The 26,747-nt window shown below is 52.0% G+C and carries 27 protein-coding genes and 1 other annotated feature; of the genes, 20 read left to right on the plus strand and 7 right to left on the minus strand.

Going from position 1 to position 26,747, the window contains the following annotated elements:
* Positions 1-18 precede the first annotated feature (18 nt).
* Positions 19-1,242, plus strand: a complete 1,224-nt coding sequence (gene deoB, locus FEK50_RS04100) for a phosphopentomutase (protein ID WP_000816471.1) — start codon at positions 19-21, stop codon at positions 1,240-1,242.
* Positions 1,243-1,298: 56 nt separating this feature from the next.
* Entirely contained in the window at positions 1,299-2,018 is a 720-nt protein-coding gene (gene deoD, locus FEK50_RS04105; RefSeq protein ID WP_000224878.1) for a purine-nucleoside phosphorylase, read from the plus strand.
* A 160-nt stretch (positions 2,019-2,178) separates the two neighbouring features.
* Here deoD and FEK50_RS04110 read toward each other — a convergent pair whose 3' ends face one another.
* The 3 genes from FEK50_RS04110 to FEK50_RS04120 are packed head-to-tail and all read right to left on the minus strand — an operon-like array spanning position 2,179 to position 4,162.
* Positions 2,179-2,442 (minus strand): helix-turn-helix transcriptional regulator, encoded by a 264-nt coding sequence (locus FEK50_RS04110; RefSeq protein ID WP_131161276.1) that lies wholly within the window; start codon positions 2,440-2,442, stop codon positions 2,179-2,181.
* Positions 2,443-2,473: 31 nt separating this feature from the next.
* Positions 2,474-3,490 (minus strand): lipoate--protein ligase LplA, encoded by a 1,017-nt coding sequence (lplA, locus tag FEK50_RS04115; RefSeq protein ID WP_130221684.1) that lies wholly within the window; start codon positions 3,488-3,490, stop codon positions 2,474-2,476.
* A gap of 27 nt (positions 3,491-3,517) precedes the next feature.
* The gene (locus FEK50_RS04120; protein ID WP_130204786.1) at positions 3,518-4,162 is read right to left on the minus strand and encodes a YtjB family periplasmic protein; all 645 of its coding nucleotides are present in this window, start codon (positions 4,160-4,162) and stop codon (positions 3,518-3,520) included.
* Positions 4,163-4,267: 105 nt separating this feature from the next.
* Here FEK50_RS04120 and serB point away from each other — a divergent pair, with 105 nt between their 5' ends.
* The 5 genes from serB (at position 4,268) to nadS (ending at position 8,630) form a co-directional block, all read left to right on the plus strand.
* Positions 4,268-5,236 (plus strand): phosphoserine phosphatase, encoded by a 969-nt coding sequence (gene serB, locus FEK50_RS04125; protein ID WP_131161275.1) that lies wholly within the window; start codon positions 4,268-4,270, stop codon positions 5,234-5,236.
* A gap of 48 nt (positions 5,237-5,284) precedes the next feature.
* On the plus strand, positions 5,285-6,667 hold the full coding sequence (gene radA / locus FEK50_RS04130; protein WP_001029698.1) for a DNA repair protein RadA: 1,383 nt from the start codon (positions 5,285-5,287) through the stop codon (positions 6,665-6,667).
* Positions 6,668-6,687: 20 nt separating this feature from the next.
* Complete coding sequence (gene nadR, locus FEK50_RS04135) at positions 6,688-7,920, plus strand: multifunctional transcriptional regulator/nicotinamide-nucleotide adenylyltransferase/ribosylnicotinamide kinase NadR (protein ID WP_130204790.1); 1,233 nt, start codon at positions 6,688-6,690, stop codon at positions 7,918-7,920.
* A gap of 91 nt (positions 7,921-8,011) precedes the next feature.
* Positions 8,012-8,344 (plus strand): type II toxin-antitoxin system RelE/ParE family toxin, encoded by a 333-nt coding sequence (locus tag FEK50_RS04140; protein WP_130259591.1) that lies wholly within the window; start codon positions 8,012-8,014, stop codon positions 8,342-8,344.
* 1 nt (position 8,345) lies between these two features.
* Positions 8,346-8,630: a NadS family protein gene (gene nadS, locus FEK50_RS04145; RefSeq protein ID WP_000007436.1), complete on the plus strand. Its 285-nt coding sequence runs from the start codon at positions 8,346-8,348 to the stop codon at positions 8,628-8,630.
* Positions 8,631-8,686: 56 nt separating this feature from the next.
* Here nadS and ettA read toward each other — a convergent pair whose 3' ends face one another.
* Positions 8,687-10,354, minus strand: a complete 1,668-nt coding sequence (ettA, locus tag FEK50_RS04150; RefSeq protein ID WP_064530385.1) for an energy-dependent translational throttle protein EttA — start codon at positions 10,352-10,354, stop codon at positions 8,687-8,689.
* 335 nt (positions 10,355-10,689) lie between these two features.
* Between ettA and sltY the strand changes: the two genes are divergently transcribed.
* Both sltY and trpR read left to right on the plus strand, forming a co-directional pair.
* The gene (gene sltY, locus FEK50_RS04155; RefSeq protein ID WP_131161274.1) at positions 10,690-12,627 is read left to right on the plus strand and encodes a murein transglycosylase; all 1,938 of its coding nucleotides are present in this window, start codon (positions 10,690-10,692) and stop codon (positions 12,625-12,627) included.
* Between the two features lie 89 nt (positions 12,628-12,716).
* Positions 12,717-13,043 carry a trp operon repressor gene (gene trpR / locus FEK50_RS04160; RefSeq protein WP_064530383.1) on the plus strand — a complete coding sequence of 109 codons (327 nt, stop codon included), beginning with the start codon at positions 12,717-12,719 and terminating at the stop codon, positions 13,041-13,043.
* 84 nt (positions 13,044-13,127) lie between these two features.
* On the opposite strand, the gene yjjX is transcribed toward trpR, so the two are convergent.
* A complete protein-coding gene (gene yjjX / locus FEK50_RS04165; protein ID WP_130204796.1) occupies positions 13,128-13,649 on the minus strand; it encodes an inosine/xanthosine triphosphatase in 522 nt (173 codons plus the stop codon).
* Positions 13,650-13,699: 50 nt separating this feature from the next.
* Between yjjX and gpmB the strand changes: the two genes are divergently transcribed.
* Positions 13,700-14,347 (plus strand): 2,3-diphosphoglycerate-dependent phosphoglycerate mutase GpmB, encoded by a 648-nt coding sequence (gpmB, locus tag FEK50_RS04170; protein WP_059216559.1) that lies wholly within the window; start codon positions 13,700-13,702, stop codon positions 14,345-14,347.
* On the opposite strand, the gene robA is transcribed toward gpmB, so the two are convergent.
* Entirely contained in the window at positions 14,344-15,213 is an 870-nt protein-coding gene (robA, locus tag FEK50_RS04175; protein ID WP_130204798.1) for an MDR efflux pump AcrAB transcriptional activator RobA, read from the minus strand. The two genes, gpmB and robA, sit on opposite strands and share 4 nt — an antisense overlap.
* Positions 15,214-15,423: 210 nt before the next feature.
* On the opposite strand from robA, the gene creA reads away from it, so the two are divergent.
* Genes creA through creD form a run of 4 tightly spaced genes read left to right on the plus strand, consistent with a single transcriptional unit; the run spans position 15,424 to position 19,433 of the window.
* A complete protein-coding gene (gene creA / locus FEK50_RS04180) occupies positions 15,424-15,897 on the plus strand; it encodes a protein CreA (protein ID WP_000875488.1) in 474 nt (157 codons plus the stop codon).
* Positions 15,898-15,909: 12 nt separating this feature from the next.
* A complete protein-coding gene (creB, locus tag FEK50_RS04185) occupies positions 15,910-16,599 on the plus strand; it encodes a two-component system response regulator CreB (RefSeq protein ID WP_130204800.1) in 690 nt (229 codons plus the stop codon).
* The gene (creC, locus tag FEK50_RS04190; protein ID WP_130204802.1) at positions 16,599-18,023 is read left to right on the plus strand and encodes a two-component system sensor histidine kinase CreC; all 1,425 of its coding nucleotides are present in this window, start codon (positions 16,599-16,601) and stop codon (positions 18,021-18,023) included. Before creB ends, creC begins: the two co-directional genes overlap by 1 nt.
* A 57-nt stretch (positions 18,024-18,080) precedes the next feature.
* On the plus strand, positions 18,081-19,433 hold the full coding sequence (creD, locus tag FEK50_RS04195) for a cell envelope integrity protein CreD (RefSeq protein ID WP_131161273.1): 1,353 nt from the start codon (positions 18,081-18,083) through the stop codon (positions 19,431-19,433).
* A 48-nt stretch (positions 19,434-19,481) separates the two neighbouring features.
* Here creD and arcA read toward each other — a convergent pair whose 3' ends face one another.
* Positions 19,482-20,198 (minus strand): two-component system response regulator ArcA, encoded by a 717-nt coding sequence (gene arcA, locus FEK50_RS04200; RefSeq protein WP_001194358.1) that lies wholly within the window; start codon positions 20,196-20,198, stop codon positions 19,482-19,484.
* A gap of 95 nt (positions 20,199-20,293) precedes the next feature.
* On the opposite strand from arcA, the gene yjjY reads away from it, so the two are divergent.
* The 6 genes from yjjY to thrC all read left to right on the plus strand — a co-directional run bounded on the left by yjjY (position 20,294) and on the right by thrC (position 26,563).
* The gene (gene yjjY / locus FEK50_RS04205) at positions 20,294-20,434 is read left to right on the plus strand and encodes a protein YjjY (RefSeq protein WP_057696375.1); all 141 of its coding nucleotides are present in this window, start codon (positions 20,294-20,296) and stop codon (positions 20,432-20,434) included.
* 399 nt (positions 20,435-20,833) lie between these two features.
* The gene (locus tag FEK50_RS04210; protein WP_130217510.1) at positions 20,834-21,520 is read left to right on the plus strand and encodes a tRNA/rRNA methyltransferase; all 687 of its coding nucleotides are present in this window, start codon (positions 20,834-20,836) and stop codon (positions 21,518-21,520) included.
* A 213-nt stretch (positions 21,521-21,733) separates the two neighbouring features.
* Positions 21,734-21,799, plus strand: coding sequence for a thr operon leader peptide (gene thrL, locus FEK50_RS04215; RefSeq protein ID WP_001386572.1), 66 nt, complete (start codon positions 21,734-21,736; stop codon positions 21,797-21,799).
* Positions 21,735-21,854 (plus strand) — a sequence feature (Thr leader region). It overlaps the preceding gene by 65 nt.
* Before the next feature lie 25 nt (positions 21,855-21,879).
* A complete protein-coding gene (thrA, locus tag FEK50_RS04220; protein WP_131161272.1) occupies positions 21,880-24,342 on the plus strand; it encodes a bifunctional aspartate kinase/homoserine dehydrogenase I in 2,463 nt (820 codons plus the stop codon).
* A 1-nt stretch (position 24,343) separates the two neighbouring features.
* Positions 24,344-25,276: a homoserine kinase gene (gene thrB, locus FEK50_RS04225; RefSeq protein ID WP_131161271.1), complete on the plus strand. Its 933-nt coding sequence runs from the start codon at positions 24,344-24,346 to the stop codon at positions 25,274-25,276.
* The gene (thrC, locus tag FEK50_RS04230; RefSeq protein ID WP_131161270.1) at positions 25,277-26,563 is read left to right on the plus strand and encodes a threonine synthase; all 1,287 of its coding nucleotides are present in this window, start codon (positions 25,277-25,279) and stop codon (positions 26,561-26,563) included. It begins immediately after the preceding gene.
* Positions 26,564-26,747: the final 184 nt, after the last annotated feature.

The raw sequence follows: 26,747 nt of genomic DNA on the forward strand, positions 1-26,747 counted from the left end.
ACTGAGTACGGAGAACATATGAAACGTGCATTTATTATGGTGCTGGACTCATTCGGCATCGGCGCTACAGAAGATGCAGAACGCTTTGGTGACGTCGGGGCTGACACCCTGGGTCATATCGCAGAAGCCTGTGCCAAAGGCGAAGCTGATAACGGTCGTAAAGGCCCGCTCAATCTGCCAAATCTGACCCGTCTGGGGCTGGCGAAAGCACATGAAGGTTCTACCGGTTTCATTCCGGCAGGAATGGACGGCAACGCTGAAGTTATCGGCGCGTACGCATGGGCGCACGAAATGTCATCCGGTAAAGATACCCCGTCCGGTCACTGGGAAATCGCCGGTGTCCCGGTTCTGTTTGAGTGGGGATACTTCTCCGATCACGAAAACAGCTTCCCGCAAGAGCTGCTGGATAAACTGGTTGAACGCGCTAACCTGCCAGGTTACCTCGGTAACTGCCACTCTTCCGGTACGGTCATCCTGGATCAACTGGGCGAAGAGCACATGAAAACCGGCAAGCCGATTTTCTATACCTCCGCTGACTCCGTGTTCCAGATTGCCTGCCATGAAGAAACTTTCGGTCTGGATAAACTCTACGAACTGTGTGAAATCGCCCGTGAAGAGCTGACCAACGGCGGCTACAACATCGGTCGTGTTATCGCTCGTCCGTTTATCGGCGACAAAGCCGGTAACTTCCAGCGTACCGGTAACCGTCACGACCTGGCCGTTGAACCGCCAGCACCGACCGTGCTGCAGAAACTGGTTGATGAAAAACATGGTCAGGTGGTTTCTGTCGGTAAGATTGCGGACATCTACGCTAACTGCGGTATCACCAAGAAAGTGAAAGCGACCGGCCTGGACGCGCTGTTTGACGCCACCATTAAAGAGATGAAGGAAGCGGGTGATAACACCATCGTCTTCACCAACTTCGTTGACTTCGACTCTTCCTGGGGCCACCGTCGCGATGTCGCAGGCTATGCTGCGGGTCTGGAACTGTTCGACCGCCGTCTGCCGGAACTGATGTCTCTGCTGCGCGATGACGACATCCTGATCCTCACCGCTGATCACGGTTGTGATCCGACCTGGACCGGTACTGACCACACGCGTGAACACATTCCGGTACTGGTTTACGGCCCGAAAGTAAAACCGGGTTCGCTGGGTCACCGCGAAACCTTCGCGGATATCGGCCAGACTCTGGCAAAATATTTTGGTACTTCTGATATGGAATATGGCAAAGCCATGTTCTGATGGATTTGGGCGGAGCGTTGACTCCGCCTTTGTTATGTCACAAAAAGGATAAAACGATGGCTACCCCACACATTAATGCAGAAATGGGCGATTTCGCTGACGTAGTTTTGATGCCTGGCGACCCGCTGCGTGCGAAGTATATTGCTGAAACTTTCCTTGAAGATGCTCGTGAAGTGAACAACGTTCGCGGTATGCTGGGCTTCACCGGTACTTACAAAGGCCGCAAAATTTCCGTAATGGGTCACGGTATGGGTATCCCGTCCTGCTCCATCTACACCAAAGAACTGATCACCGATTTTGGCGTGAAGAAAATTATCCGCGTAGGTTCCTGTGGCGCTGTTCTGCCGCACGTAAAACTGCGTGACGTCGTTATCGGTATGGGTGCCTGCACCGATTCCAAAGTTAACCGCATCCGTTTTAAAGATCATGACTTCGCGGCTATCGCTGACTTCGACATGGTGCGTAACGCAGTAGATGCAGCTAAAGCCCTGGGCGTTGATGCGCGCGTTGGTAACCTGTTCTCCGCTGACCTGTTCTACTCTCCGGACGGCGAAATGTTCGACGTGATGGAAAAATACGGCATCCTCGGCGTGGAAATGGAAGCGGCTGGTATCTACGGCGTGGCTGCAGAATTTGGTGCGAAAGCACTGGCTATCTGCACCGTGTCTGACCATATCCGTACTCACGAGCAGACCACTGCTGAAGAGCGTCAGACCACCTTCAACGACATGATCAAAATCGCACTGGAATCCGTTCTGCTGGGCGATAAAGAGTAATTGTGTTTCGCTGAAAGGCGATTGCCTTGTGAAGCCGGAGCGGGAGACTGCTCCGGCTTTTTAGTATCTATTCATCAATAGCAACTGATTTATAGATTTACTATTATTTTTCATATGGATAGGAAATCAAATCCATTCAAGTATCTATTCACGAATCTATTCATTTATGTTCAACCGTCATCCAGTAAGGGCATATCAGCAACTCTGGCGGACAACCATAAATTCCTGCCATTTTGCTTTTGATATTTGAGCTAAGCCGTTCCGTCTTTTCGATCCGTTTTAGAGAATTAATCGAGATACCTAACATTTTACTTACTTCAGCAAGCGATAATTTATGCCTGATACGCACGGCGGCTAGCCAGGATATACCCTGGCTGAACATTAAATTGATAATCTCCCGTTCCTGGTTCTCCAGAACGATCATATTTCCTTCCCTGGATATTTTAATGAGCGAGTTACCGTACCGCCCCCGCTATCCACGCCGACAACTCCCGTAGCTCTTTTTCCTGTTCAGGGAAGTCGACCAGCAGCGCTTCGCACTCCTGTTGCAGCATATCCGCGCGGTAAAGACAGCCTTGCAGCCGCCCAGCGAGAGCTTCCAGCGGCGCGGGGTTAAGGCTGTCGGTAAACACCTGGGCGCGGGTGATATGGCCTTTTTCAACGTCGAAATGCAGTTCTACGCCGCCCCAGGTAAAGCGTTCGTCCAGCAGATGCGAGAACGCCGGAGCCTGACCGAAGTTCCACTCCCAGCTACTCTGGCGGGCAAAGGTTTCGGCGAAGTTCGGCAAGTCTGGCGTTTTGTCCGGGGAGATGATTTCCGCTTCTGTGCGCTCGCCATAATGGGCGAAAAAGGCCTCGGTTATGGCCTCGCAAACCTGCTCATGGGTAATTCCCGGTAGCAGCTCGGTCAGATTGGTCACGCGGGAACGTACTGAAGTAATGCCTTTCGCCGCCAGTTTCTTTTTATCCGGATTGAGATAGTTTGCCAGGCGGCTGAGGTCGGCATTGAGCAGCAAGGTGCCGTGGTGGAAACCGCGATCCTTGGTTTCGCGATAGGCCGAGCCTGAGACTTTGCGGTCACCTTCGGCGGTTTTCACCACCAGATCGTTGCGCCCGGAAGCTTCTGCGGTGACGCCGAGCGCGTTCAGCGCATTAAGCACAATCTCCGTGGAGATGGTTTTATCGTACTCCGGCTTGCCAGCCATAAAGGTAAAGCAGGTATTGCCGAGATCGTGGAACACCGCGCCGCCACCGCTGCTGCGCCGTGCCAGGCGGACGTTATCTTCTTCCATCCGTCGGGTATTACACTCTTTCCACGGGTTTTGCGCGCGACCAATCACTACCGTGTCGGCATTGCGCCAGAGAAACAGAACGCGCTGCGTGGCGGGCATCTGGCGAAAAATACACTCCTCCACCGCCAGGTTAAACCACGGATCGTAAGAGTCAGAAATTAGCAGGCGTAATGTGGACATAACGATTTCCTTTCTTGTAGTAATGGGTCACTCTTTTTTCTCGCTTTCTTCCTCTTCCGGTACCGGTTTGCTGGCGGTTAACAGGAAGGGTGATTGCTGCCAGCGGGTACGTTTACCCTGCAACAGTGTGCGAGTCAGCACCACACCGATTGCCAGCGAGAGCAGCAGCATCAGGCGTAAAATATTGGTGGTGTTATCCACCTGTTTGGCTTCGGTGGCGAGCGTATGGGTATCGAGCGTGAGGCGCAGATAGCCGAGTGGTCCATTTTTCCCCTTAATCGGTTCGACAATCTGCTGGTTAAAATAGCCACCTGCTTTTTTACCGTCGAGCGCCAGTCGGTCGCGCACCTCGACGCTTTCGCCTGCGCGGGCGATAAGATCGCCTTGTTCGTCATACACACCCGCGTCGAGGATGCGACTTTCGTCCGTCAACTGATCGAGGATCGCCCGAATGCGTTTTTCATCAGGTGAGTTGGTACGCATCAGCGGCGCAACGTTCAGGGTTACCTGATGCGCCAGGGTACGGGCCAGTTCTTCCAGCTGTGGATTACGCTGTCGCTGGTGGTTTTGACTAAACCATGATGCTCCCTGCATTAGTGCGACTAACAACGCGAGACAGAACAGGACAATCACTGCCCGATGCAGCCGGAATTTTAGTTTTGTGCGAGCCATATTCCACCCGTTGAAAATTTGAGACTTAATGTTGCCAGAAGCAATGGATACAAGGTAGCCTCATGCGTTATTTTCCCTGCTTCGAACGATTTTACAGGAGCCTTAATGCCTAACATTACCTGGTGCGACCTGCCTGAAGATGTCTCTTTATGGCCGGGTCTGCCTCTTTCATTAAGTGGTGATGAAGTGATGCCACTGGATTACCACGCAGGTCGTAGCGGCTGGCTGCTGTATGGTCGTGGGCTGGATAAACAACGTCTGACCCAGTACCAAAGCAAACTGGGCGCGGCAATGGTGATTGTTGCCGCCTGGTGCGTGGAAGATTATCAGGTGATTCGTCTGGCAGGTTCACTCACCGCCCGGGCTACGCGCCTGGCCCACGAGGCGCAGCTAGATGTCGCGCCGCTGGGGAAAATCCCGCACCTGCGCACGCCGGGTTTGCTGGTGATGGACATGGACTCCACCGCCATCCAGATAGAATGTATTGATGAAATTGCCAAACTAGCCGGAACGGGCGAGATGGTGGCGGAAGTGACCGAAGGGGCGATGCGCGGCGAACTCGATTTTACCGCTAGCCTGCGTAGCCGCGTGGCGACGCTGAAAGGCGCTGACGCCAATATTCTGCAACAGGTGCGTGAAAATCTGCCGCTGATGCCAGGCTTAACGCAACTGGTGCTGAAGCTAGAAACGCTGGGCTGGAAAGTGGCGATTGCCTCCGGCGGCTTTACCTTCTTTGCTGAATACCTGCGCGACAAGCTGCGATTAACCGCCGTGGTAGCCAATGAACTGGAGATCATGGACGGTAAATTTACCGGCAATGTGATCGGCGACATTGTGGACGCGCAGTACAAAGCGAAAACCCTGACCCGGCTGGCGCAGGAGTATGATATTCCGCTGGCGCAAACCGTGGCGATTGGCGATGGTGCCAACGACCTGCCGATGATCAAAGCGGCAGGGCTGGGGATTGCCTACCATGCCAAGCCAAAAGTGAATGAAAAGACGGAAGTCACCATCCGTCACGCTGACTTGATGGGGGTATTCTGCATCCTCTCTGGCAGCCTGAATCAGAAGTAATTGCCCGCCCGTCATCCTGCGGGCGGCACAGCATTAACGAGGTACACCGTGGCAAAAGCTCCAAAACGCGCCTTTGTTTGTAATGAATGCGGGGCCGATTATCCGCGCTGGCAGGGGCAGTGCAGCGCCTGTCATGCCTGGAACACCATCACCGAGGTGCGTCTTGCTGCGTCGCCAACGGTGGCGCGTAACGAGCGTCTGAGTGGCTATGCCGGTAGCGCCGGAGTGGCTAAAGTCCAGAAACTCTCCGATATCAGCCTTGAAGAGCTGCCGCGTTTTTCCACCGGATTTAAAGAGTTCGACCGCGTATTAGGCGGCGGCGTTGTGCCGGGAAGCGCCATTCTGATTGGCGGTAACCCAGGTGCCGGGAAATCCACGCTGCTACTGCAAACGCTGTGCAAACTGGCGCAGCAGATGAAAACGCTGTATGTCACCGGCGAAGAGTCGCTGCAACAGGTGGCAATGCGCGCTCATCGCCTTGGCCTGCCGACTGACAATCTCAATATGTTGTCGGAAACCAGCATCGAGCAGATCTGCCTGATTGCCGAAGAAGAGCAACCGAAGCTGATGGTAATTGACTCGATCCAGGTGATGCATATGGCGGATGTTCAGTCATCGCCAGGCAGCGTGGCGCAGGTGCGTGAAACAGCGGCTTATCTGACGCGCTTCGCCAAAACGCGCGGTGTGGCGATTGTCATGGTGGGGCACGTAACCAAAGATGGTTCGCTGGCTGGCCCTAAAGTGCTGGAACACTGTATCGACTGTTCGGTGCTTCTGGACGGCGATGCCGACTCCCGTTTTCGCACCTTGCGCAGCCATAAAAACCGCTTCGGCGCGGTGAATGAGCTGGGCGTATTTGCGATGACCGAACAGGGGCTGCGTGAAGTCAGCAACCCTTCAGCCATCTTTTTAAGCCGTGGCGATGAAGTGACCTCTGGTAGTTCAGTGATGGTGGTATGGGAAGGAACGCGTCCACTGCTGGTGGAGATTCAGGCGCTGGTCGATCACTCGATGATGGCGAATCCACGCCGCGTGGCAGTAGGTCTGGAGCAAAACCGTCTGGCAATCCTGCTGGCTGTGTTGCACCGTCATGGTGGGTTGCAAATGGCCGATCAGGATGTATTTGTGAACGTGGTCGGCGGCGTGAAGGTAACCGAAACCAGTGCCGACTTAGCGTTACTGCTGGCGATGGTTTCCAGTCTGCGTGACAGACCGCTACCGCAGGATCTGGTGGTATTTGGTGAAGTCGGGCTGGCAGGGGAGATCCGCCCGGTGCCCAGCGGCCAGGAACGAATCTCGGAAGCGGCGAAACACGGTTTTCGGCGGGCGATTGTTCCGGCGGCTAACGTACCGAAAAAAGCGCCGGAAGGGATGCAGATTTTTGGCGTTAAAAAACTCTCCGACGCGCTTAGCGTGTTCGACGACTTATAATGAGAGATACGGAGGGAGATATGTCGTCATTTGATTACCTGAAAACTGCCATCAAGCAACAGGGCTGCACGCTACAGCAGGTAGCTGATGCCAGCGGTATGACCAAAGGGTATTTAAGCCAGTTACTGAATGCCAAAATCAAAAGCCCCAGCGCGCAAAAGCTGGAGGCGTTGCACCGTTTTTTGGGGCTTGAGTTTCCACGGCAGAAGAAAACGATCGGCGTTGTATTCGGTAAGTTCTACCCACTGCATACCGGACATATCTACCTTATCCAGCGCGCCTGTAGCCAGGTTGACGAGCTGCATATCATTATGGGCTTTGACGATACCCGTGACCGCGCGTTGTTCGAAGACAGTGCCATGTCGCAGCAGCCGACCGTGCCGGATCGTCTGCGCTGGTTATTGCAAACCTTTAAGTATCAAAAAAACATTCGTATTCATGCCTTTAACGAAGAGGGCATGGAGCCGTATCCGCACGGCTGGGATGTGTGGAGCAACGGCATCAAAAAGTTTATGGCTGAAAAGGGGATCCAGCCGGATCTGATCTACACCTCGGAAGAAGCCGACGCGCCGCAGTATATGGAACATCTGGGGATCGAAACAGTGCTGGTCGATCCGAAACGCACCTTTATGAGTATCAGCGGTGCGCAGATCCGCGAAAACCCGTTCCGCTACTGGGAATATATTCCTACCGAAGTGAAGCCGTTTTTTGTGCGCACCGTGGCGATCCTCGGCGGCGAGTCGAGCGGTAAATCCACCCTGGTAAACAAACTCGCCAATATCTTCAACACCACCAGTGCGTGGGAATTTGGTCGTGATTATGTCTTTTCGCATCTTGGCGGCGATGAGATTGCATTACAGTATTCCGACTACGATAAAATCGCGCTGGGACACGCACAATATATTGATTTTGCAGTAAAATATGCCAATAAAGTGGCGTTTATCGACACTGATTTTGTGACTACTCAGGCGTTCTGCAAAAAGTACGAAGGACGCGAGCATCCGTTCGTGCAGGCGCTGATCGATGAATACCGTTTTGATCTGGTGATCCTGCTGGAGAACAACACTCCGTGGGTGGCGGATGGTTTACGCAGCCTCGGCAGTTCGGTGGATCGCAAAGAGTTCCAGAACTTGCTGGTGGAGATGCTGGAAGAGAACAATATCGAATTCGTGCGGGTTGAAGAGGACGATTACGACAGCCGTTTCCTGCGCTGCGTGGAGCTGGTGCGGGAGATGATGGGGGAGCAGGGATAATCATCTTTATAAGATGTTGAGTGTGATTACTGATTCAAAAGTGTACTTAGTACTCCATTTTGGTGTACAATGTACCTGCCAGGGAGGGGTAATGGGCAAGGCGATAATATTTATAGAGACGCCAATGTTTACGCGTCAGATCAAGCAGATTGCAACCGATGATGAATTAAAGGAATTACAAAAAGAACTCATCGGAACTCCCGATAAAGGTGATCTCATTCAGCAGACTGGTGGATTGCGTAAAGTCCGAATGGCTGCGGGTTCACAGGGAAAAAGTAGCAGTGTCAGAATAATTTACTTTCTGGCGACGGAAGAGATTATTTATTTGATTATGGCCTATCCAAAAAATGCCAAAGACAGTCTGACAGATACGGAAAAAGCTCAACTAAAGAAGTTGACGAAACTGCTCAAAGGCGAGGTATAAAATGAGTTTTTTTGATGAGTTGAAAACCTCTCTGGAAGAGGCTGTCGAGATTAAACAAGGTTTAAAAGAACCTGCACGGGTGACCCGCTACGAAATTGCGGATGTTAAAGCTATTCGTGAGCAACTCAACGTTTCGCAAAGTGAGATGGCAAAAGCTCTGGGAACCAGTGTGGACACCATTAAAAGCTGGGAATCGAAGCGAAGAAATCCAACGGGATTGGCAGCCAAAGTACTTGCCACAATTAAAGAAAATCCTGCCTTTTTCCGGGAACTTGCCTCCCATTAATCATTTAACTAATACCGGATGCGATGCTGGTGCGCCCGCATCCGGCATTTTACGCATTACTTAGCAATACGCTTGTACTTGATACGCTTCGGCTCCAGCGCGTCTGCGCCCAGCGTGCGTTTCTTGTACTCTTCGTACTCGGTAAAGTTACCTTCGAAGAACTCAACTTTACCTTCATCCTGGTAATCCAGAATGTGCGTTGCGATACGGTCGAGGAACCAACGGTCGTGCGAGATAACCATCGCGCAGCCCGGGAACTCCAGCAGGGCGTTTTCCAGCGCGCGCAGGGTTTCGATATCCAGGTCGTTGGTCGGTTCGTCGAGCAGCAGCATGTTGCCGCCAACCTGCAGCAGCTTCGCCAGATGCAGACGACCGCGCTCACCACCGGAAAGTTCGCCAACGCGTTTACCCTGATCGACCCCTTTAAAGTTAAAGCGGCCAACGTAGGCGCGGCTTGGCATCTCGGTGTTACCGATCTTCATGATATCCAGCCCGCCGGAAACTTCTTCCCAAACGGTTTTGCTGTTATCCATTGAATCACGGAACTGATCGACAGACGCCAGTTTCACCGTTTCACCTAAAGTGATGGTGCCGCTGTCTGGCTGTTCCTGACCAGAGATCATACGGAACAGCGTCGATTTACCCGCCCCGTTCGGACCGATGATCCCAACGATCGCCCCTTTCGGGATCGAGAAGCTCAGGGAGTCAATCAGCAGGCGATCGCCGTAGGATTTACGCAGGTTGCTGACTTCCAGCACTTTGTCGCCCAGACGCGGTCCAGGTGGAATAAACAGTTCGTTGGTTTCGTTACGTTTCTGGTATTCGGTATTGTTCAGCTCTTCAAAGCGTGCCAGACGCGCTTTACCTTTCGACTGACGGCCTTTAGTACCCTGACGTACCCACTCCAGCTCTTTCTCAATCGACTTACGACGCGCCGCTTCTTGTGAAGCTTCTTGCGCCAGACGCTGATCTTTTTGCTCCAGCCAGGAGGAGTAGTTACCTTCCCACGGAATACCTTCACCGCGGTCAAGTTCGAGGATCCAGCCTGCAACGTTATCGAGGAAGTAACGGTCGTGAGTAATCGCCACAACGGTGCCTTCGAAGTCGTGCAGGAAGCGTTCCAGCCAGGCCACGGATTCGGCATCCAGGTGGTTGGTCGGTTCGTCGAGCAGCAGCATGTCTGGTTTTTCCAGCAGCAGACGGCACAACGCCACGCGACGACGCTCACCACCGGAGAGGTTAGCGATTTTCGCGTCCCAGTCCGGCAGACGCAGCGCATCCGCCGCACGCTCCAGCTGAACGTTCAGGTTGTGACCGTCGTGAGCCTGAATGATCTCTTCCAGACGGCCTTGTTCCGCGGCCAGTTTGTCAAAATCGGCATCCGGATCGGCATACAGTGCGTACACTTCATCCAGACGTTTCAGGGCGTTAACCACTTCAGAAACGGCTTCTTCAATGGATTCACGCACGGTGTGTTCCGGGTTCAGCTGCGGCTCTTGCGGCAGGTAACCAATCTTGATGTCTGGCTGCGGACGCGCTTCACCTTCGATGTCTTTATCAATGCCCGCCATAATGCGCAGCAGGGTGGACTTACCGGCGCCGTTCAGGCCCAGGACACCAATTTTTGCCCCAGGGAAGAAACTCAGAGAGATGTTTTTCAAAATATGACGTTTCGGCGGAACAACTTTGCCGACACGATGCATGGTATAAACGAATTGAGCCACGTTGGACTTCGCCTCTATGTTTATCGTGATGATGAGTTTTCAAAGGCGAAGTGTAGCCTTTTTCCCCGCCTAATCCCAGTTGGTCGATCACCTTCGCAGTATACTCGTCATACTTCAAGTTGCATGTGCTGCGCTTACGCTCGCTCACCCCAGTCACTTACTTCTGTAAGCTCCTGGGGACTCACTCACTTATCGCCTTCCTGCAACTCGAATTATTTAGAGTATAAAAGTAAAAAAGTGTCCGTAACGTGGCGTAAACGGCAATGACTGGTTAGCATAAATCTATTACGCGGCATGATGCTGCATTGATGTATTTACACTTAGAGGGTGCGCTTGTGGAAAAAGCCAAACAAGTTACCTGGCGGCTGTTGGCTGCCGGTGTCTGTCTGCTGACGGTCAGCAGCGTGGCGCGAGCCGACTCACTGGATGAGCAGCGTAGCCGTTACGCGCAAATCAAGCAGGCCTGGGATAACCGACAAATGGATGTGGTCGAACAAATGATGCCATCCCTGAAGGATTACCCGTTATACCCCTACCTGGAATATCGCCAGATCACCGATGACCTGATGAATCAACCGGCGGTGACGGTCACTAACTTTGTTCTCGCTAACCCCACGCTTCCTCCCGCTCGCACGCTGCAATCTCGTTTCGTCAATGAACTGGCGCGGCGTGAAGACTGGCGTGGCTTGTTAGCCTTTAGCCCGGAAAAGCCAGGCACAACCGAAGCCCAGTGTAATTACTACTATGCAAAATGGAACACCGGGCAGAGTGAAGAAGCCTGGCAGGGGGCGAAAGAGCTGTGGCTAACCGGAAAGAGCCAGCCTAACGCTTGTGACAAGTTATTTAGCGTCTGGCGAGCGTCCGGCAAACAAGAACCCCTGGCGTATTTAGAGCGTATCCGCCTTGCGATGAAAGCAGGCAATACCGGGCTGGTGACGGTGCTGGCAGGGCAAATGCCTGCCGATTACCAGACTATTGCTTCGGCAATTATTTCGTTGGCGAATGATCCTAATACTGTGCTGACCTTCGCGCGTTCCACCGGCGCGACCGATTTTACCCGTCAGATGGCGGCGGTGGCATTTGCCAGCGTGGCGCGTCAGGATGCTGAAAACGCACGACTGATGATCCCTTCACTTGCCCAGGCACAGCAGCTTAATGAGGATCAGATTCAGGAGCTGCGTGATATCGTCGCCTGGCGTCTGATGGGCAACGATGTTACCGACGAACAGGCGAAATGGCGTGATGACGCGATTATGCGTTCGCAATCCACGTCGTTAATTGAACGCCGCGTGCGGATGGCGCTTGGCACTGGCGATCGCCGTGGTCTGAATACCTGGCTGGCGCGTCTGCCAATAGAGGCGAAAGATAAAGATGAATGGCGCTACTGGCAGGCGGATATACTGCTGGAACGCGGGCGTGAAGCTGAAGCAAAAGAGATTTTGCATCAACTTATGCAACAGCGTGGATTTTACCCGATGGTCGCTGCGCAACGTATTGGCGAAGAGTATCAACTAAAGATTGATAAAGCGCCGCAGAACGTTGACAGCGCCCTGATCCAGGGGCCGGAGATGGCGCGCGTGCGCGAGTTGATGTACTGGAATATGGATAACACCGCACGTAGCGAGTGGGCCAATCTGGTGAAGAGCAAGTCAAAAACAGAGCAGGCGCAATTGGCACGCTATGCCTTTAATAATCACTGGTGGGATCTCAGTGTTCAGGCGACGATCGCCGGGAAATTGTGGGATCATCTGGAAGAACGATTCCCCCAGGCCTACAACGATCTCTTCGAACGTTACACCAACGGCAAAGATATCCCACAAAGCTATGCAATGGCGATTGCCCGTCAGGAGAGCGCCTGGAATCCGAAAGTGAAATCACCGGTAGGAGCCAGCGGCCTGATGCAGATTATGCCCGGTACGGCGACTCAGACGGTGAAGATGTTCTCTATTCCTGGTTATAGCAGCCCTGGGCAATTGCTGGATCCGGAAACGAACATCAACATTGGCACCAGTTACCTGCAATATGTTTATCAGCAATTTGGCAATAACCGCATTTTCTCCTCGGCAGCTTATAACGCCGGTCCAGGGCGGGTGCGCACGTGGCTTGGTAACAGCGCCGGGCGTATCGACGCAGTGGCGTTTGTCGAGAGTATTCCGTTCTCCGAGACGCGCGGTTATGTGAAAAATGTGCTGGCTTATGACGCGTACTATCGCTATTTCATGGGCGATAAGCCCACGCTTTTGAGCGCTACGGAATGGGGACGTCGTTACTGATTTGAACCTTTATGATATGCTATCGTACTCTTTAGCGAGTACAACCGGGGGAGGCATTTTGCTTCCCCCGCTAACAATGGCGACATATTATGGCCCAACAATCACCCTATTCAGCAGCGATGGCAGAACAGCGTCACCAGGAGTGGTTACGTTTTGTCGACCTGCTTAAGAATGCCTACGAAAACGATCTCCATTTACCGTTGTTAAATCTGATGCTGACGCCAGATGAGCGCGAAGCATTGGGGACTCGCGTGCGTATCGTCGAAGAGTTGCTGCGTGGTGAAATGAGCCAGCGCGAGTTAAAAAATGAACTCGGCGCGGGCATCGCGACCATTACGCGTGGATCTAACAGTCTGAAAGCCGCCCCCGTTGAGCTGCGCCAGTGGCTGGAAGACGTGTTGCTGAAAAGCGATTGATTTTGTAGGCCTGATAAGACGCGGCAGCGTCGCATCAGGCATTGTGTACCGAATGCCGGATGCGGCGTGAACGCCTTATCCGGTTTACAATGGCTGATACACGGCATTATGAAACGGACTTAGCGCCAGAATCACCGCCTGATGATAAACGCTGGCGCGAGTGAGTTTCCCGGCGGTAAACACGCCGATGGCTCCTTCCTTACGACCAATCTCATCAATACCGGTATAACGCGACATCACGGGGCCGAGCGCCTCGCCTTCACGCACTTTCTGCAGAATCACCGCAGGCAACGGCAAAGTAGCCGAACGCGCCTCGCCGCGCTGGCTGGCGTTTTCAATGACCACCCAACTGAAGGTACTGTCACCATCAATGCCCGCTTCAATCGCCACCCAAAAATCGGCCTCTGGATGTAAACGGCGGGCATTTTCTACCCGATTTCGTGCGCCAGCGCGCGTTTCCTCACTGCCAAAGGGTTGTTCCGGTACGCCGCTCTCGACGGCAACGGACTCAATGTGGCAGGATCCTTCGCCGAAGATCTCGTGAAATGCCTGCAGAATGGCCTGAATTTTAGCGGGATTGGTGGTCGCACAGACAACATGGTGCATAATCAGGATTACTCAAAAATTAACGTTACAGCAGTATACGGAAAAAAAGCATGTTACAGGTATACCTAGTCCGCCACGGTGAAACGCAGTGGAACGCCGAGCGACGTATTCAGGGTCAGTCTGATAGCCCACTGACTGCCAAAGGTGAGCAACAAGCAATGCAGGTGGCGGCACGTGCCAAAGAGCTTGGAATCACACATATCATCAGTAGCGATTTAGGTCGCACCCGGCGCACGGCGGAAATCATCGCTCAGGCTTGCGGCTGTGACATAATCTTTGATTCCCGCCTGCGTGAATTAAATATGGGCGTGCTGGAAAAAAGACATATCGACTCTCTGACCGAAGAAGAAGAGAACTGGCGTCGCCAACTGGTAAATGGCACTGTTGACGGGCGTATTCCTGAAGGCGAGTCAATGCAGGAACTGAGTGAGCGCGTCAATGCTGCACTGGAATCTTGTCGGGATTTGCCGCAGGGAAGTCGACCGCTACTGGTGAGCCACGGTATCGCGCTGGGATGCCTGGTGAGTACTATTCTGGGCCTACCTGCATGGGCAGAACGCCGCTTACGTCTGCGTAACTGTTCTATTTCGCGCGTGGATTATCAGGAAAGCCTGTGGCTGGCGTCTGGTTGGGTCGTTGAAACCGCAGGGGATATCTCGCATCTGGACGCCCCTGCATTAGACGAGCTGCAGCGTTAACGACGTACTGGAATCAGCAGTTCGCAGCGCAGATTAATTGGGCGATCTCCCGCTTTGGCATCTTCTGCCGGATAGTATCGCTCAATATCCTGACCTTTACGGCGCGTCAGGTTCAGCATCGGCATACAGGTTCCGTACACCGTCAGGATAAATTCCTGTACGCCGGTTCCCAGACCTTCATAGGTAAACATCACATATTCGCCGCCCTGCAACAGCACCGGATGCCCCGTCAGTACATAGCCGTCTGCTTGCTCCTGAGCCAACGCAGTCGTGTAGAACACCTCTTGCTCGTCGTCTTTATCCTGGCTTGGACGCGTTTCATTCAGGCCGTAAAGTACTGGCGGAATAGTCGGCGCATTACCGAGAAAATCGTGCCAGAACTGATAACGCATTTCATGGCGGAAATCAGAGATTTGCTCCAGTGAACAGGAGTAACTCTGAGTTACGCCAATCAGCGGCGTGTCTTCCAGCGTGACAAATTTGTGCTCTGGCATGGTGAATTCACCCAGACGCAGCGGTGGGCGAATACCAAAGGCGCTCCATTCAGGAGAACGGCGGTAAAGTGCGGGAGTCTGGGCAAACTGCTTCTTGAATGCACGAGTAAATGTCTGTTGAGAGTCGAAGCGGTATTGCAGCGCAATATCCAGAATTGGGCGCGCGGTCAGGCGTAGTGCAACCGCCGATTTCGACAAACGACGAGCACGAATATACGCGCCAATAGCATGGCCAGTGACATCTTTAAACATTCTCTGTAAGTGCCACTTGGAATAACCTGCTTTCGCCGCTACATTGTCGAGCGACAGTGGCTGATCCAGATGACCTTCCAACCAGATTAAAAGGTCGCGAATAATGCCGGCCTGATCCATAAAATATCCTCATCCTTTCACAACGAGCACCTGACATCAGGTAATTGGATAATAGCATTTTTTGCTGTTTTAGCATTCAGTGTTTTTTTCTTAGTAGAGTATGTTTTAGGTCTTGACGGAAATAAAAGTATTGAGATTTTGTTCTTAATCAATATGTTATTTACCGTGACGAACTAATTGCTCTGTGTAACTTATAAAAATGGTAACAATATGAAATACAAGCATTTGATCCTGTCTTTAAGCCTGATAATGCTGGGGCCATTGGCACATGCGGAAGAAATTGGTTCGGTCGATACCGTATTTAAAATGATCGGCCCGGATCACAAAATTGTCGTAGAAGCCTTTGACGATCCCGATGTGAAAAATGTCACCTGTTATGTGAGTCGGGCAAAAACCGGCGGTATTAAAGGGGGATTGGGCCTGGCGGAAGATACTTCCGATGCGGCTATTTCCTGCCAGCAAGTCGGGCCGATTGAACTGTCAGAGCGCATTAAAAACGGCAAAGCTCAGGGCGAAGTGGTATTCAAAAAACGTACGTCGCTGGTCTTTAAGTCGTTACAGGTCGTACGCTTCTATGACGCCAAACGCAACGCGCTCGCTTACCTGGCTTACTCCGACAAAGTTGTCGATGGGTCGCCGAAAAACGCGATTAGCGCGGTGCCTGTCATGCCTTGGCGGCAATAACAGAGGCGATATATGCAACGGGAAACGGTCTGGTTAGTGGAAGACGAGCAAGGGATAGCCGACACGCTGGTCTACATGTTGCAGCAGGAAGGTTTTGCCGTCGAGGTCTTTGAGCGAGGCTTGCCGGTGCTGGATAAAGCACGCCAGCAGGTTCCAGACGTCATTATTCTCGATGTAGGTCTGCCGGATATCAGCGGCTTTGAATTGTGCCGTCAGTTGCTGGTGATCCATCCGGCGCTACCTGTACTGTTCCTGACAGCCCGTAGTGAAGAGGTGGATCGCCTGCTTGGACTGGAAATTGGCGCTGACGACTACGTGGCTAAACCGTTTTCACCCCGCGAAGTGTGCGCCAGAGTGCGCACTTTACTGCGTCGGGTGAAGAAGTTCTCAACGCCGTCTCCCGTCATCCGTATTGGTCATTTTGAATTGAATGAACCCGCGGCGCAGATCAGCTGGTTTGACACGCCATTAACGCTAACACGGTATGAGTTTTTGTTGCTGAAAACGTTACTCAAGTCGCCGGGCCGCGTCTGGTCCCGTCAGCAACTGATGGATAGCGTCTGGGAAGATGCGCAGGACACCTACGATCGCACTGTCGATACTCACATTAAAACGCTGCGTGCCAAACTGCGCGCTATTAATCCCGAGCTTTCGCCGATCAATACCCATCGCGGCATGGGATACAGCCTGAGGAGCCTGTAATGCGTATCGGCATGCGGCTGTTGCTGGGGTATTTTTTACTGGTGGCGGTAGCCGCCTGGTTCGTACTGGCTATTTTTGTCAAAGAAGTTAAACCGGGCGTGCGAAGGGCGACGGAAGGGACGTTGATCGATACGGCAACGTTGCTGGCGGAGCTGGCGCGTGCCGATTTGCTCTCTGGTGACCCAACGCATGGGCAGTTGGCGCAGGCATTTAACCAGCTACAAAATCGCCCGTTTCGCGCCAATATCAGCGGCATCAACAAAGTGCGCAATGAATATCATGTCTATATGACTGATGCGCAGGGCAAAGTATTGTTTGATTCGGCCAATAAAGCCGTCGGGCAGGATTATTCGCGCTGGAATGACGTATGGCTAACGTTGCGTGGTCAGTATGGTGCGCGCAGTACGTTGCAAAATCCTGCCGATCCCGAAAGTTCTGTGATGTATGTTGCCGCACCTATTATGGACGGCACGCGGCTGGTTGGCGTTTTGAGCGTAGGCAAACCGAACGCGGCGATGGCGCCGGTGATTAAACGCAGCGAGCGGCGAATTTTATGGGCGAGCGCCATTTTGCTGGGAATTGCGCTGGTAATCGGCGCAGGAATGGTTTGGTGGATCAACCACTCCATTGCCCGACTCACTCGTTATGCTGATTCCGTTACCGACAATAAGCCCGTTCCGCTTCCTGAACTCGGCAGTAGCGAGCTGCGTAAGTTAGCGCAGGCGCTGGAAAGTATGCGCGTGAAGCTGGAAGGGAAAAACTATATTGAGCAGTATGTCTACGCGTTAACTCATGAGTTGAAAAGTCCGCTGGCGGCAATTCGTGGCGCGGCGGAAATTTTACGCGAAGGTCCGCCGCCGGAAGTGGTGGCTCGTTTTACTGACAACATTCTGACGCAAAATGCGCGAATGCAGGCGCTGGTGGAAACGCTATTACGCCAGGCAAGACTGGAGAATCGCCAGGAGGTCGTTCTTTCTGCGGTTGCTGTGGCGGCTTTATTTCGCCGCGTCAGCGAAGCGCGCACCGTGCAGTTGGCAGAAAAGAATATCACTCTTAATGTTATGCCCACCGAGGTTAACGTTGCTGCTGAACCTGCGTTGCTGGAACAGGCACTGGGGAATTTACTGGATAATGCTATCGATTTTACTCCCGAGAATGGCCGCATAACGCTTAGCGCTGGGGTGGAGCAGGAACACGTTACGCTTAATGTGCAGGATACCGGCAGCGGTATTCCTGACTACGCACTGTCACGTATTTTTGAGCGTTTCTACTCTTTGCCGCGTGCGAATGGGCAAAAAAGCAGTGGTCTGGGGCTGGCGTTTGTCAGTGAAGTTGCCCGTTTGCTTAATGGCGAAGTCACGTTGCGCAACGTGCCGGAAGGCGGCGTATTGGCCTCGCTTCGACTTCACCGTCACTTCACATAACTTCAAATTCTTCCCACATAGCCTTCATATCCTGTCGCCATTGCAAAGGAGAAGACTATGTTGAAATCCCCCCTGTTCTGGAAAATGACCACCCTGTTTGGTGCAGTATTGCTGTTGTTGATTCCGATCATGCTGATTCGGCAGGTGATTGTCGAACGTGCCGATTACCGTAGCGATGTGGAAGATGCGATTCGCCAAAGTACCAGCGGGCCGCAAAAACTCGTTGGGCCGCTCATCGCTATTCCTGTGACCGAGCTTTATACGGTGCAGGAAGAGGATAAAACCGTGGAGCGGAAACGAAGTTTTATCCATTTCTGGTTACCTGAGTCGTTGATGGTTGATGGTAATCAGAATGTGGAAGAACGCAAGATTGGTATTTATACCGGTCAGGTCTGGCACAGTGATTTAACGCTAAAAGCCGATTTCGATGTTTCGCGTCTTAACGAACTCGACGCGCCAAATATCACCTTAGGCAAGCCATTTATTGTGATTAGCGTCGGGGATGCGCGTGGTATTGGCGTGGTGAAAGCGCCTGAAGTTAACGGAACAGCGCTGACCATTGAACCCGGTACCGGGTTGGAGCAAGGCGGGCAGGGCGTGCATATCCCTTTACCTGAAGGGGACTGGCGGAAGCAGAACCTGAAGCTGAATATGGCACTGAATTTAAGCGGTACTGGCGATCTTTCTGTGGTGCCTGCCGGGCGTAATAGCGAAATGACCTTAACCAGCAACTGGCCGCATCCCAGTTTTTTAGGTGATTTTTTGCCAGCGAAACGAGAAATAAGTGCATCCGGTTTTCAGGCGCAATGGCAAAGTAGCTGGTTTGCCAATAATCTCGGTGAGCGTTTTGCTTCAGGCAATGATACCGGCTGGGAAAACTTCCCGGCGTTTAGCGTCGCAGTCACTACGCCTGCCGATCAGTATCAATTAACGGACCGGGCGACTAAGTACGCTATTTTGCTGATTGCCCTGACTTTTATGGCCTTCTTTGTTTTTGAAACGCTCACCGCGCAACGTTTGCACCCGATGCAATATTTGCTGGTGGGGCTGTCATTGGTGATGTTTTATTTGCTCTTGCTGGCGCTTTCTGAACACACCGGTTTTACCGTGGCATGGGTAATTGCCAGCTTGATAGGGGCATTAATGAACGGTATTTACTTGCAGGCGGTATTAAAAGGTTGGCGCAATAGCATGTTGTTTACCCTCGCGCTGTTGTTGCTGGATGGTGTGATGTGGGGACTGCTCAACTCTGCCGATAGCGCACTGTTGTTGGGAACCAGTGTGCTGGTGGTGGCGCTGGCAGGCATGATGTTTGTGACGCGGAATATCGACTGGTATGCGTTTTCACTGCCGAAAATGAAAGCCAGTAAAGAAGTCACAACGGACGATGAGTTACGTATCTGGAAATAAAAAAACGGCGCTAAAAAGCGCCGTTTTTTTGGACGGTGGTAAAGCCGATTAATCTTCCAGATCACCGCAGAAGCGATAACCTTCACCGTGAATGGTGGCGATGATTTCCGGCGTATCCGGCGTAGATTCGAAGTGTTTACGAATACGACGGATCGTCACGTCTACAGTACGGTCGTGCGGTTTCAGCTCACGGCCGGTCATTTTCTTCAGCAGTTCAGCACGAGACTGAATTTTGCCTGGGTTTTCACAGAAGTGAAGCATGGCGCGGAACTCGCTACGCGGCAGTTTGTACTGCTCGCCATCAGGGCCGATCAATGAACGGCTGTTGATGTCCAGTTCCCAACCATTGAACTTGTAGCTTTCAACGCTACGACGTTCTTCGCTGACAGTACCCAGATTCATGGTACGAGACAGCAGGTTGCGCGCACGGATAGTCAGTTCACGCGGGTTGAACGGTTTGGTGATGTAGTCATCTGCGCCAATTTCGAGGCCGAGAATTTTATCGACTTCGTTGTCACGGCCAGTCAGGAACATCAACGCAACATTTGCCTGCTCACGCAGTTCACGCGCTAACAGAAGACCGTTCTTACCCGGCAGATTGATATCCATGATCACCAGGTTGATGTCATATTCAGAGAGGATCTGATGCATTTCCGCGCCATCTGTCGCTTCGAAAACATCATAGCCTTCCGCTTCGAAAATACTTTTCAACGTGTTGCGTGTTACCAACTCGTCTTCAACGATAAGAATGTGCGGGGTCTGCATGTTTGCTACCTAAATTGCCAACTAAATCGAAACAGGAAGTACAAAAGTCCCTGACCTGCCTGATGCATGCTGCAAATTAACATGATCGGCGTAACATGACTAAAGTACGTAATTGCGTTCTTGATGCACTTTCCATCAACGTCAACAACATCATTAGCTTGGTCGTGGGTACTTTCCCTCAGGACCCGACAGTGTCAAAAACGGCTGCCATCCTAACCATTTTAACAGCAACATAACAGGCTAAGACGTGCCGGACACCCAATAAAACTACGCTTCGTTGACATATATCAAGTTCAATTGTAGCACGTTAACAGTTTGATGAAATCATCGTATCTAAATGCTAGCTTTCGTCACATTATTTTAATAATACAACTAGTTGCCTTATACAACTAATAAACGTGGTGAATCCAATTGTCGAGATTTATTTTTTATAAAATTATCCTAAGTAAACAGAAAGATATGTAGCAATTTTTAACAATTGCACCGTTAGTATAGTCAAGAAATAGTTTAGCTTTTTTTAAGTTAAGTGAAGGGCTTTTTCTGCGACTTACGTTACGAATTTGTAAATTCTCTCCGCGTAATAAGTTGACATTCATCACCCTATTCGCGGTTATTTGATCAAGAAGAGTGGCAACATGCGTATAACGATCATTCTGGTAGCACCTGCCAGAGCTGAAAATATTGGTGCAGCGGCTCGAGCGATGAAAACAATGGGATTTAGCGAGCTGCGCATTGTCGATAGCCAGGCGCACCTGGAACCAGCTACCCGCTGGGTGGCACATGGTTCTGGTGATATTATTGATAATATTAAGGTTTTTCCAACGCTGGCTGAGTCGCTACACGACGTTGATTTTACCGTTGCCACCACTGCGCGCAGTCGGGCGAAATACCATTACTACGCCACGCCGATAGAACTGGTGCCACTACTGGAGGAAAAATCGACATGGATGAACCACGCGGCGCTGGTCTTTGGTCGCGAAGATTCCGGCTTGACTAACGAAGAGTTGGCGCTTGCTGATGTCCTCACCGGCGTGCCAATGGTGGCGGATTATCCATCACTGAATTTGGGACAGGCGGTGATGGTCTATTGCTATCAATTAGCAACATTAATACAACAACCGGTGGAATCTGCCGCAACGGCGGACCCATTTCAACTGCAGGCTTTACGTGAACGTGCCATGTCATTGTTAACGACTCTGGCGGTGGCAGATGACACCAAACTGGTCGACTGGTTACAACAACGCATCGGGCTGTTGGAGCAACGAGACACGGCCATGTTGCATCGTTTATTGCATGATATTGAAAAAAATATCACCAAATAAAAAACGACAAGGAAGAGCGTTTTCAGATTTTTATTCTGACTGCAATGGGCAATATGTCTCTGTGTGGATTAAAAAAAGAGCATCTACCAGCACTCTATGAACTGGTAACCTGCCGTGAGCAAATTAAAATTTTATTGACTTAGGTCACTAAATACTTTAACCAATATAGGCATAGCGCACAGACAGATAAAAATTACAGAGTACACAACATCCATGAAACGCATCAGCACCACCATTACCACCACCATCACCATTACCACAGGTAACGGTGCGGGCTGACGCGTACAGGAAACACAGAAAAAAGCCCGCACCTGACAGTGCGGGCTTTTTTTTCGACCAAAGGTAACGAGGTAACAACCATGCGAGTGTTGAAGTTCGGCGGTACATCAGTGGCAAACGCAGAACGTTTTCTGCGGGTTGCCGATATTCTGGAGAGCAATGCCAGGCAGGGGCAGGTGGCCACCGTCCTCTCTGCCCCCGCCAAAATTACCAACCATCTGGTCGCAATGATAGAAAAAACCATTAGCGGTCAGGATGCTTTACCCAATATCAGCGATGCCGAACGTATTTTTGCCGAACTTCTGACGGGACTCGCCGCCGCCCAACCGGGATTTCCACTGGCGCAATTGAAAGCGTTCGTTGATCAAGAATTTGCCCAAATCAAACATGTCCTGCATGGCATTAGCTTGTTGGGGCAATGCCCGGACAGCATCAACGCCGCGCTGATTTGCCGTGGTGAAAAAATGTCGATCGCCATTATGGCCGGGGTACTGGAAGCGCGTGGCCACAACGTTACCGTTATCGATCCGGTCGAAAAGCTGCTGGCAATCGGTCATTACCTCGAATCTACGGTCGATATTGCTGAGTCCACCCGACGTATTGCGGCAAGCCGCATTCCGGCTGACCACATGGTGCTGATGGCTGGTTTCACTGCGGGTAACGAAAAAGGTGAGCTGGTGGTGCTGGGACGTAACGGTTCTGACTACTCCGCCGCGGTACTGGCCGCCTGTTTACGCGCCGATTGTTGCGAGATCTGGACGGATGTCGACGGTGTCTATACCTGCGACCCGCGTCAGGTGCCCGATGCGAGGCTGTTGAAGTCGATGTCGTACCAGGAAGCGATGGAGCTTTCCTACTTCGGCGCTAAAGTTCTTCACCCTCGCACCATTACCCCTATCGCTCAGTTCCAAATCCCTTGCCTGATTAAAAATACCGGAAATCCTCAAGCACCAGGTACGCTCATTGGCGCCAGCCGTGATGAGGACGAATTACCGGTCAAGGGCATTTCCAATCTGAATAACATGGCAATGTTCAGCGTTTCTGGTCCGGGGATGAAAGGAATGGTCGGCATGGCGGCGCGCGTCTTTGCGGCAATGTCACGCGCCCGCATTTCAGTGGTGCTGATTACGCAATCATCTTCCGAATACAGTATCAGTTTCTGCGTACCACAAAGCGACTGTGCGCGTGCTGAACGCGCGATGCAGGAAGAGTTCTACCTGGAACTGAAAGAAGGTTTGCTGGAGCCGCTGGCGGTCACTGAACGGCTGGCCATTATCTCGGTGGTGGGCGATGGTATGCGCACCTTACGTGGGATCTCGGCGAAATTCTTTGCTGCGCTGGCCCGCGCCAATATCAACATTGTCGCCATTGCTCAAGGGTCTTCTGAACGCTCAATCTCTGTCGTGGTAAATAACGATGATGCGACCACTGGCGTACGCGTTACCCACCAGATGCTGTTCAATACCGATCAGGTTATCGAAGTGTTTGTGATTGGCGTCGGTGGCGTTGGCGGCGCGCTGCTGGAGCAACTAAAGCGTCAGCAAAGCTGGCTGAAGAACAAACACATCGATTTACGCGTTTGCGGCGTTGCTAACTCGAAGGCGCTGCTGACTAATGTGCATGGCCTTAACCTGGATAACTGGCAGGAAGAACTGGCCCAAGCCAAAGAGCCGTTCAACCTTGGGCGCTTAATTCGCCTGGTGAAAGAATATCATTTGCTGAATCCGGTGATTGTCGATTGCACTTCCAGCCAGGCGGTGGCGGATCAATATGCCGACTTCCTGCGCGAAGGTTTCCATGTGGTGACCCCGAACAAAAAGGCCAACACCTCGTCGATGGATTACTACCATCAGCTGCGTTACGCGGCGGAAAAATCACGGCGTAAATTCCTTTATGACACCAACGTCGGTGCGGGGTTGCCGGTTATTGAGAACTTGCAAAACCTGCTCAACGCGGGTGATGAATTGATGAAATTCTCTGGCATTCTTTCTGGTTCGCTTTCTTTCATCTTCGGTAAGTTAGACGAAGGGATGAGCTTCTCCGAGGCCACCACGCTGGCAAGAGAAATGGGCTATACCGAACCGGACCCGCGAGATGATCTTTCTGGTATGGATGTGGCGCGCAAGCTGTTGATTCTCGCTCGTGAAACAGGACGATCACTGGAACTGGCGGATATCGAAATCGAATCTGTGCTGCCCTCAGAGTTTAACGCGGAAGGCGATGTTGCGACTTTTATGGCGAATCTGTCACAGCTCGACGATCTCTTTGCCGCGCGCGTAGCGAAGGCCCGTGATGAAGGAAAAGTTTTGCGCTATGTTGGCAATATTGATGAAGATGGCGTCTGTCGCGTGAAGATTGCTGAAGTGGATGGCAACGATCCGCTGTTCAAAGTGAAAAACGGCGAAAACGCATTGGCCTTCTATAGCCACTATTATCAGCCACTGCCGCTGGTCCTGCGCGGATACGGTGCGGGTAATGACGTTACAGCTGCCGGTGTCTTTGCCGATCTGCTGCGCACCCTCTCATGGAAGTTAGGAGTCTAAAATGGTTAAGGTTTATGCTCCGGCTTCCAGTGCCAATATGAGCGTCGGGTTTGATGTGCTCGGGGCGGCGGTGGTGCCTGTTGATGGTTCCTTGCTGGGAGATGTAGTGACGGTTGAGTCAGCAGAGCGCTTCAGTCTCAACAATCTTGGACGGTTTGCAGGCAAGCTGCCGTCAGAACCGCAGGAAAATATCGTTTATCAGTGCTGGGAGCGTTTTTGCCAGGAAGTGGGTAAGCAAATTCCGGTGGCGATGACCCTGGAAAAGAATATGCCGATCGGTTCTGGCTTAGGTTCCAGCGCCTGTTCGGTGGTCGCGGCGCTGGTGGCGATGAATGAACACTGTGGTAAGCCGCTCAATGATACCCGCCTGCTGGCCTTGATGGGCGAACTGGAAGGGCGTATCTCCGGCAGCATTCATTACGACAACGTAGCACCGTGTTTTCTTGGCGGCATGCAGTTGATGATCGAAGAAAACGGCATCATCAGCCAGCAGGTACCAGGATTTGATGAGTGGTTATGGGTGTTAGCGTATCCGGGGATTAAAGTCTCCACGGCAGAAGCACGGGCTATTTTACCGGCGCAGTATCGCCGCCAGGATTGCATTGCTCACGGGCGACACCTGGCGGGCTTCATTCATGCCTGCTATTCCCGCCAGCCTGATCTGGCCGCAAAGCTGATGAAAGATGTTATCGCCGAGCCGTATCGTGAGCGTTTACTGCCAGGTTTCAGACAGGCACGACAGGCGGTCGCGGAAATCGGTGCGCTAGCGAGCGGTATCTCTGGCTCGGGGCCGACCTTGTTCGCCCTGTGCGATAAACAGGATACCGCCCAGCGAGTTGCCGACTGGTTAGGTAAGAATTACCTGCAAAATCAGGAAGGTTTTGTTCATATTTGCCGGCTGGATACGGCGGGCGCACGAGTACTGGAAAACTAAATGAAACTCTACAATCTGAAAGATCACAACGAGCAGGTCAGTTTTGCGCAAGCCGTAACGCAGGGATTGGGCAAAAATCAGGGGTTGTTTTTCCCTCATGAGCTACCGGAATTCAGCCTGACCGAAATTGATGAGATGCTGAAACTGGATTTCGTCACTCGCAGCGCGAAGATCCTCTCGGCGTTTATTGGTGATGAGATCTCACAGGAAGTTCTGGAAGAGCGCGTGCGCGCGGCATTCGCTTTCCCGGCTCCGGTTGCCAAAGTTGAAAATGACGTCGGTTGTCTGGAGTTGTTCCACGGGCCAACGCTGGCATTTAAAGATTTCGGCGGTCGCTTTATGGCGCAAATGCTGACCCATATTGCGGGCGATAAGCCAGTGACTATTCTGACTGCGACTTCCGGCGACACCGGAGCGGCAGTGGCTCACGCTTTCTACGGTTTACCGAACGTTAAAGTGGTCATCCTTTACCCGCACGGCAAAATCAGTCCACTGCAAGAAAAACTGTTCTGTACGCTGGGTGGCAATATTGAAACCGTCGCCATCGACGGCGATTTTGATGCCTGCCAGGCTCTTGTTAAACAGGCATTCGATGATGAAGAACTAAAAGTGGCGTTGGGACTGAACTCTGCTAACTCTATTAACATCAGTCGTTTGCTGGCGCAGATTTGCTATTACTTTGAAGCCGTGGCGCAGTTGCCGCAGGAAGCGCGTAACCAGCTCGTTGTTTCAGTGCCGAGCGGAAACTTCGGCGATTTGACGGCAGGATTGCTGGCGAAATCACTCGGTCTGCCGGTGAAACGTTTTATTGCTGCCACTAACGTTAACGATACGGTGCCGCGTTTCCTGCACGACGGGCACTGGGTGCCTAAAGCTACCCAGGCGACATTATCCAATGCGATGGATGTCAGCCAGCCAAACAACTGGCCGCGAGTGGAAGAGTTGTTCCGCCGTAAAATCTGGCAACTGAAGGAGCTGGGTTATGCGGCGGTGGATGATGAAACCACCCGACAGACAATGCGTGAGTTAAAAGCACTGGGCTATACCTCGGAACCGCATGCTGCCGTGGCTTACCGTGCGCTGCGTGACCAGCTTCATCCGGGAGAATATGGTCTGTTCCTCGGCACCGCGCACCCGGCGAAGTTTAAAGAGAGCGTGGAAGTGATTCTTGGTGAAACGCTGGAACTGCCAAAAGAGCTGGCAGAACGTGCTGATTTACCCTTACTTTCACATAGTTTGCCTGCCGATTTTGCTGCGCTGCGCAAACTCATGATGAATCATAATTAATATCTATTAAATTCCGAAAAAATAGCCGGGCTTGTGTTTATACAGCTCGGCTTTTTTGTGGAGAAAATATGAGAAAAATCGACAGAAAAAAAGGAGAAATTTTCAATAAATGCGGTGACTTAGATTGGATAATGACAACGAGGATTCTTTTACCGTAAGCTCCTTATATCGGCCCATAACTGGC

This window comes from Escherichia sp. E2586 (assembly GCF_005781105.1).
In the GTDB taxonomy this organism is placed as follows: domain Bacteria; phylum Pseudomonadota; class Gammaproteobacteria; order Enterobacterales; family Enterobacteriaceae; genus Escherichia.